Below are 6,465 nucleotides of genomic sequence, written 5' to 3'. Positions count from 1 at the left end.
CGCTGTTGAGTTCTCAAGGAACGGACACTTCCTTCGGACCGCCTTCCAGCGGACCCTCCGGGCGTTTCGCTCTTTCGTGTTTCCAGCTTATCAGAGGATTTCCCGCCCGTTTCACCGGGCGTTTTCCTTCGACTCGCTTTTTCGTCGCCCCTCTCGGCGCGACTCCGGAACTGTACGGGGCCCGGGGCCCCACAAGCAAATCGCCTCCGCCCGGTGTCGAACCGGGCGGAGGCGAGGTGCTCGGCTCAGCGGACCTCGGTGATCTCCGGGCCGCGTGCGAACGGGTCCAGCGAGGCGCTGTAGCGCTGTTCGCCGCCCTCGGTGGGGGCGCCGTCGGCCACCATCTGCGCGTCCTCGGGGAGCTTCAGCACGATCGGGTCGCGCGGCGCCATCGGCGCCTCGCCCCGGACCACGACGGTCTGGCGGAAGACCTCTTCCAGGATGCCGGCCATCTCGGGCTGGACGGCGGCCTGGCCGGAGATCACGCCGCGCAGGAACCAGCGCGGACCGTCGCAGCCGACGAACCGCACCAGCTGGGCGCCGTGGGTGCCGTCGGGCAGCTGGACGGGGACCTGGGCGCGCAGGTGCCAGCCGAGCGTGCCCTCCTCCTCCTCGATCAGGCCGCCCTGCTGGGTGATGCCGTTGGCGATCTCCTCGCGGACCTCGCCCCAGATGCCCTCCGACTTGGGGGCCGCGAAGGCCTGCAGCTGGATCGCACTGTTGCCGAGGACGAGGGTCGCGGCGACGATCGCGTCACCGGCGACCTCGACGCGCAGCTCCATGCCCTCGACCCCGGGGACCAGCAGACCCCCGAGGTCCACTCGCCCCTCCTCGGGCTGCTCGAGCTCGGAGATGTCCCACGGCCCGTCCGGGCGCGGTGCCGGCGGCAGGCCGACCCGGTCGGCGGGGTCCAGCTCGGTGTCGTTCTCGCTCTCGGCGGAACCTTCGACGTCATCGGCCGTCTCGTCGGCGCTGGTGGCGTCCTCGGCGAGCTGCTCGACAGCGTCCTCGCTCTTGTGGCGACGACGGAACACGGTCACTGTCCTTCCCGGTCCAAGACCGAATCCAAGACCGAAGCGAATACCTGCTCGGCTACTGCGAGACCGCGGGCATGCTAGACCGCGGCGTGGCCGCCGGTCGACCCGAACCCGCCTTCGGCTCGCGCCGACCCTGGCAGCTCGGCCACCTCGTGGAAACGCGCCCTCTCCACCTGCTGGATGACCAGCTGGGCGATGCGGTCCCCTCGACGGAAGCTGACGGCCTCGCGCGGGTCCAGGTTGACGACGATCACCTTGATCTCACCACGGTACCCGGCATCGACCGTCCCCGGGGCGTTCACAAGGGCAACTCCGCAACGAGCTGCGAGGCCCGAACGCGGGTGCACGAACGCCGCGTAACCGTCCGGCAGCGCAATGGCGACGCCGGTGGGGAGGACGGCCCGCTCGCCGGGGGCCAGTTCGGCGTCGACGGTGGTGCGCAGGTCGGCTCCGGCGTCGCCGGGGTGCTCGTAGCCGGGCATCGGGAGATCGGCGTCGATCCGCCTGATCAGGACGTCCACCGGCGGACGGGCGGTGCTGGTCACGGGTTCACCTCGAAGGCTCTGGCGCGCTTGAACAGGTCCGGGTCGTCCAAGGCCTTCTTGATGTCCTCGGGACGACCGTGCGTGGTGAAGTGTTCCAGCTTCACCTGGATGAAGAGCGCCTGCGCCCGGATGGCGACCGGTCCGTCGGGGCCGCCGATGCGGCCCTCGGCCGCGCTGTAGACCTTGCGGCCGTGCACGCCCGTCACCCAGGCGTGGATGTGCAGCTCGCTGTCGACCGGCACCGGACGGACGAAGTCGGTCTCCAGCCGGCCGGTCACGGCGGGGGCGTGCAGCAGCCAGTTGAGGGTGCCGAGCGTCTCGTCCATCGCGGTGGTGAGCAGACCGCCGTGGGCGAGGCCGGGTCCGCCCTGGTGCACCGCGCGGACGGTGAACCTCGCGTCGACGGTGAGGCCCTCCCCGGCCACCGCGGTCAGCTGCAGCCCGTCGGGGCGCTGCGGGCCGCAGCCGAAGCAGAGGTCGTAGTGGGGCTCGATCGGCGTGCCGGGGGCCGGCGCGCCGGGCGCACGGGGCGGCAGCGCGGCGTCGGCGGGCGGCGTGGTCGGCGTCGGGGCGGCGGGGCGGGGCAGCGGCGCGGGGGCGCCCTGCGGCGCGGCGGCGGGGGCGGTGGAACCGGTCACGGTCGCGATGCTACCCGCCAGTAGCAAACGGCGGGAGGGGCGTGGGCGGAAGCGGCCGTGCGGGCGCCCACAATGGGGGGCATGTACGACGAACGCCTCACCGTCCCGCGGTCCTGGTGGCTGCTCCCGCTCGTGACGGGCCTGTCACTCGGCCTGGTCCTGCTGCGCTTCAGCGGCCTCGGCGCCCTGATCGGCCTGGTGGTCGGCATCGCCGCCGGCGCGGCCGCGCTCAGCTCCTACGGCTCGGCCCGGATCCGGGTGGTCCAGGGCTCGCTGGTGGCCGGGCAGGCCCGGATCCCGGTGGACGCGCTCGGCACGGCCGAGGTGCTCAACCCGGCGGAGGCGGTCGCCTGGCGCGGCGTGAAGGCGGACCCGCGGGCCTTCATGCTGCTGCGCAGCTACGTGCCGACGGCGCTGCGGGTGGAGGTCACCGACCCGTCCGACCCGACGCCGTACCTGTACCTGTCCACCCGCTCGCCGCAGAAGCTGGCGGACGCGCTGCAGGGTGCCCGCCGGGCCGCCCAGCGCTGAGCCGCGGGGGAAGGCCGCCGGGCCCGGGCGGACGTGCCGCGGACGGGCCCGGAAACGGAGGAGGGACGGCTCCGCGGGTGGCGGACCGTCCCATTGCTCCTGTGGTCGCAGGCGCCCGGCCTGCGGGTACGGCCCCCGTACGGGGCCCGCGTCTGCTGCCTCCGGCCTTGCTGCCCAGGGCCGGCGGGGTGGCCTTCCGGGCCGACGGTGAGGCGTCGGGCCCGGGCCATTCCGCACCGTGCTCAGGCGCCGCAGTCCCGGCAGATCGGCTGACCGTTCTTCTCGCTGTAGAGCTGGCTGCGGTGGTGCACCAGGAAGCAGCTCATGCAGGTGAACTCGTCGGCCTGGCGCGGCAGCACCCGGACCGACAGCTCCTCGTTCGAGAGGTCGGCGCCGGGGAGCTCCAGACCCTCCGCCGCGTCGAACTCGTCGATGTCGACCGAACCGGTCGTCTTCTCGTTCCGCCGCGCCTTCAGTTCCTCGATGCTGTCCTCGTTGAGGTCGTCATCGGTCTTGCGTGGGGTGTCGTAGTCCGTAGCCATGTTTTCGCTCTCCCCCTTTGGGTGTGTGCGGTATCTCCAGCGCACGTAACGCATGGGGGGCCGGTCTTGTGCCCGACCCGAGGCGGAGATTTTGCCTTACTTCAAGCCCCGTTACTCAATCGACACCCGGTTTCGGACCCGTTGGGGTGACCGAACGGGGTTCGAACACCACCGCGGGTGGTCGGCCCGGTCGGGCCGGGACGGGGCCCGGACGACTACCTTGGGTAGCGGCGCCCCTGCCGTTCCTTCACCAATTGACCCTGGCCACAGCACATTTGGCGACAGATCGACATTTTCGGGACCTCTCCGACCGGTCACCCAGCGCCACGGCGCCCGACCGGAGGTCGAGCGCCGTGCGGCACGGCGCGGGTGCATCGAATGGCCCGATGTGAACTTGGTCACATCTCACACCTTTCCGGAGAATCCCGGACATTCCCGGTGCGGCCGGACGGCCCCGCGGAACGGCCGGATCAGGCCTTCGCGGCGGCCGCGGCGGCCCGGCGGGCGAGCAGCGCGGCCTGGCGCTCGTCGAACTTGGTGGCCTGGGCGTCCAGGCCGTCCAGGAAGGCGCCGAGCTGCTCCTGGGCCTGCTGGCCGGAGCCGCCGAGCCCGGTGGTCTCCAGGACCTTCAGGTGGCGCAGCACGGGCTGCAGCACGTCGTCGTGGTGGATGCGCAGGTTGTAGACGCCGCCGATGGCGATCTGGGCGGCGGAGCGCTCGAAGCCGGGCATGCCGTGGCCGGGCATCCGGAAGTTGGTGACGACCTCGGTGATGGCGTTCATCGCCTCGTCCGGGGCGATCTCCATGGCCGCCTTCAGCAGGTTCCGGTAGAAGACCATGTGCAGGTTCTCGTCGTTGGCGATCTTCGCCAGCAGCTGGTCGCACAGCGGGTCGCCGGAGTGGTGGCCGGTGTTGCGGTGCGCGATGCGGGTCGCGAGCTCCTGGAAGGCCACGTAGGCCACCGAGTGCAGCATGCTGTGCGCGTTGTCGGACTCGAAGCCCTCCGACATGTGCGCCATGCGGGCCCGCTCCAGCTCGACCGGGTCCACGGCGCGGGTGGCCAGCAGGTAGTCGCGGATGGCTATGCCGTGCCGGCCCTCCTCGGCCGTCCAGCGGTGCACCCAGGTGCCCCAGGCGCCCTCGCGGCCGAACATGGTCGCGATCTCGTGGTGGTAGCTCGGGAGGTTGTCCTCGGTGAGCAGGTTGACCACCAGCGAGATCCGCGCCAGCGGGGTCACCTTGGACTGCGCGGGCGCCCACGCCTCCCCGCCGAGCACGCCGTCGAAGTCCCGCCCCTGGCTCCACGGCACGTACTCGTGGGGCATCCACTCCTTGGCGACCTTGAGGTGCCGGTTCAGCTCGCCCTCGACGACCTCTTCGAGGGCCAGGATCAGCTTGGCGTCGGTCCAGGCGGTCGACGCGGGCGGTGCGGTGCGCTGGACGGGTGCGATGGTCACGGCTGGTGCTCCTGTGTGCGGCGTCCGGCGCGTCGGGCGGGGTGGGGCCGACGGCGGCGGCGCGGACGGTGACGGAACGGGGGACGGGGGCGGGCGGCACGAGCGCGGAGGCGGACGCGGCGGCCGTCCGGGTCGGCCCACTTACGGATGCGTAGGTTACGACACCGTAAGTTGTTTCGGCGGCAAAAGACAAGCCGCCCCCCGCCAGCGCTTATGCCGTCTTGACACGGCCGGAGGGGGCGGCGGGGGGCGGTCGGCGATCGGTCGCGCACGGAGCGGCGCGGCCGGGTGCGGCGGCGTCGGCGCAACGGCGTCCGCCGCCGCCCCGGAGGGGTCCGGGACGGCGGCGGAAGGGGTCGGGAAGGGGTCGGGAAGGGGCCTGGCGGGGCCCTGAACGGACTCGGCGGGCCGGGTGTGCGTCAGGGCCCGGGGATGCGCACCCGGATCGTCAGGCCGCCGCCGGGGCGCGGCGTGGCCTCGATGGTGCCGCCGTGCGCGCGGACCACCGAACGGACGATGGACAGGCCGAGGCCGACGCCCTTGTCGCTGCGGGTCCGGTCGGCGCCCTTGACCCGGCGGAACGGCTCGAAGATGTGCTCCATCTCGTAGCCGGGCACCACCGGGCCGGTGTTGGAGACGACCAGCTCGCCGACGCCGCCCGGGGCGGGCGTGGTGGACATCTCCACCCAGCCGTCCGGGATGTTGTAGCGCACCGCGTTCTGCAGCAGGTTGAGCGCGATCCGCTCCAGCAGCACGCCGTTGCCGGAGACCGTCACCGGGTGGAGCTCGGAGCGGAGCTCGACCTCGCGGGTCGCCGCCTCGGGCCTCAGCTGCTCCAGGGCCCGCAGGGCGACCTCGGAGAGCTCGACCGGGCGCCGGTCGGTGATCTCGTTGTCGCTGCGGGCGAGCAGCAGCAGGCCCTCGACGAGCTGCTCGCTGCGCTCGTTGGTGGCGAGCAGGGTCTTGCCGAGCTGCTGCACCTCGGGCGAGGCCTCCGGGTCGGCGAGCTGGACCTCCAGCAGCGTCCGGTTGATCGCCAGCGGGGTGCGCAACTCGTGCGAGGCGTTGGCTACGAAGCGGCGTTGCGAGTCGAAGGAGCGGTCGAGCCGGTCGAGCATGTCGTCGAAGGTGTCGGCGAGCTCCTTCAGCTCGTCGTCGGGCCCGTCGAGCTGGATGCGGCGGTGCAGGTCGGAGCCGGCGACCTCGCGGGCGGTGCGGGTGATCCGGCCGAGCGGGCGCAGCACCCGGCCGGCCATCGCGTAGCCGGCCGCGAAGGCGATCACGGCGAGGCAGATCAGGGCGGTGAGGGCCTTGCGCAGCAGGGTGTTGAGCGACCGCTCGGCCTCGATGTCCTGGTAGTGGTTGAGCCAGCGGGTCAGCTCCGCCTGGCTGTTGATGACCTCGCCGTCGGGGGTGGTGAGGGAGACGCCGGGGCCCAGCCGCAGGGTGGGCAGGGTGGCGCTCTGCATGGCCTCGCGGACGAAGTAGTACATGAGCAGCAGCAGGACGACGCCGGCCATCAGGAACATCCCGCCGTAGAGCAGGGTGAGCCTGATCCGCACGGTGGGGCGCAGCGACAGCCAGGCGAACAGTCCGTCGCCGGGGTGGTACTGCGTGGCGGGCCGCCCGGCGGCGGCCGCGCCGATCGGGGTGCGGGCCGGGTGCTGCTGGACCGGGCCCGGGCCGCCGGCGGGCGCGCCGGGGGCCCCGCCGGC

General features: G+C 72.6%; 6 protein-coding genes and 1 pseudogene. 1 reads left to right on the top strand and 6 read right to left on the bottom strand.

From position 1 onward, the window contains the following. Nucleotides 1–245: 245 nt before the first annotated feature. The 3 genes and pseudogenes from ABZ641_RS22490 to ABZ641_RS22480 all read right to left on the bottom strand — a co-directional run bounded on the left by ABZ641_RS22490 (nucleotide 246) and on the right by ABZ641_RS22480 (nucleotide 2,169). Nucleotides 246–1,034, bottom strand: coding sequence for a DUF3710 domain-containing protein (locus ABZ641_RS22490; RefSeq protein WP_344628401.1), 789 nt, complete (start codon nucleotides 1,032–1,034; stop codon nucleotides 246–248). Nucleotides 1,035–1,036: 2 nt separating this feature from the next. Then, a pseudogene (gene dut / locus ABZ641_RS22485) lies at nucleotides 1,037–1,582 on the bottom strand (dUTP diphosphatase). Beyond that, entirely contained in the window at nucleotides 1,579–2,169 is a 591-nt protein-coding gene (locus ABZ641_RS22480) for a PaaI family thioesterase (protein ID WP_359984298.1), read from the bottom strand. Before ABZ641_RS22480 ends, dut begins: the two are co-directional and overlap by 4 nt. 123 nt (nucleotides 2,170–2,292) lie before the next feature. Between ABZ641_RS22480 and ABZ641_RS22475 the strand changes: the two genes are divergently transcribed. Continuing rightward, a complete protein-coding gene (locus tag ABZ641_RS22475) occupies nucleotides 2,293–2,751 on the top strand; it encodes a DUF3093 domain-containing protein (protein WP_359984295.1) in 459 nt (152 codons plus the stop codon). A 242-nt stretch (nucleotides 2,752–2,993) separates the two neighbouring features. On the opposite strand, the gene ABZ641_RS22470 is transcribed toward ABZ641_RS22475, so the two are convergent. The 3 genes from ABZ641_RS22470 to ABZ641_RS22460 form a co-directional block, all read right to left on the bottom strand. After that, on the bottom strand, nucleotides 2,994–3,293 hold the full coding sequence (locus tag ABZ641_RS22470) for a DUF4193 domain-containing protein (RefSeq protein ID WP_030277357.1): 300 nt from the start codon (nucleotides 3,291–3,293) through the stop codon (nucleotides 2,994–2,996). Nucleotides 3,294–3,763: 470 nt separating this feature from the next. After that, on the bottom strand, nucleotides 3,764–4,750 hold the full coding sequence (locus ABZ641_RS22465) for an acyl-ACP desaturase (RefSeq protein ID WP_344628399.1): 987 nt from the start codon (nucleotides 4,748–4,750) through the stop codon (nucleotides 3,764–3,766). Nucleotides 4,751–5,169: 419 nt separating this feature from the next. Further along, on the bottom strand, nucleotides 5,170–6,342 hold the full coding sequence (locus tag ABZ641_RS22460) for a HAMP domain-containing sensor histidine kinase (RefSeq protein ID WP_359984293.1): 1,173 nt from the start codon (nucleotides 6,340–6,342) through the stop codon (nucleotides 5,170–5,172). Nucleotides 6,343–6,465: the final 123 nt, after the last annotated feature.

Origin of the sequence: Kitasatospora sp. NPDC007106 (assembly GCF_040634455.1) — a bacterium.
In the GTDB taxonomy this organism is placed as follows: Bacteria; Actinomycetota; Actinomycetes; order Streptomycetales; family Streptomycetaceae; genus Kitasatospora; species Kitasatospora arboriphila.
Note: the sequence above shows the minus strand (reverse complement) of the source record. Positions and strands in the feature narration are given on the sequence as shown.

What these genes read in the sequence shown, in the direction of transcription:
- ABZ641_RS22475 (WP_359984295.1), top strand. Translation starts at nt 2,293, where the DNA reads ATGGGGGGCATGTACGACGAACGCCTCACCGTCCCGCGGTCCTGGTGG.
- ABZ641_RS22470 (WP_030277357.1), bottom strand. Translation starts at nt 3,293, where the DNA reads ATGGCTACGGACTACGACACCCCACGCAAGACCGATGACGACCTCAAC.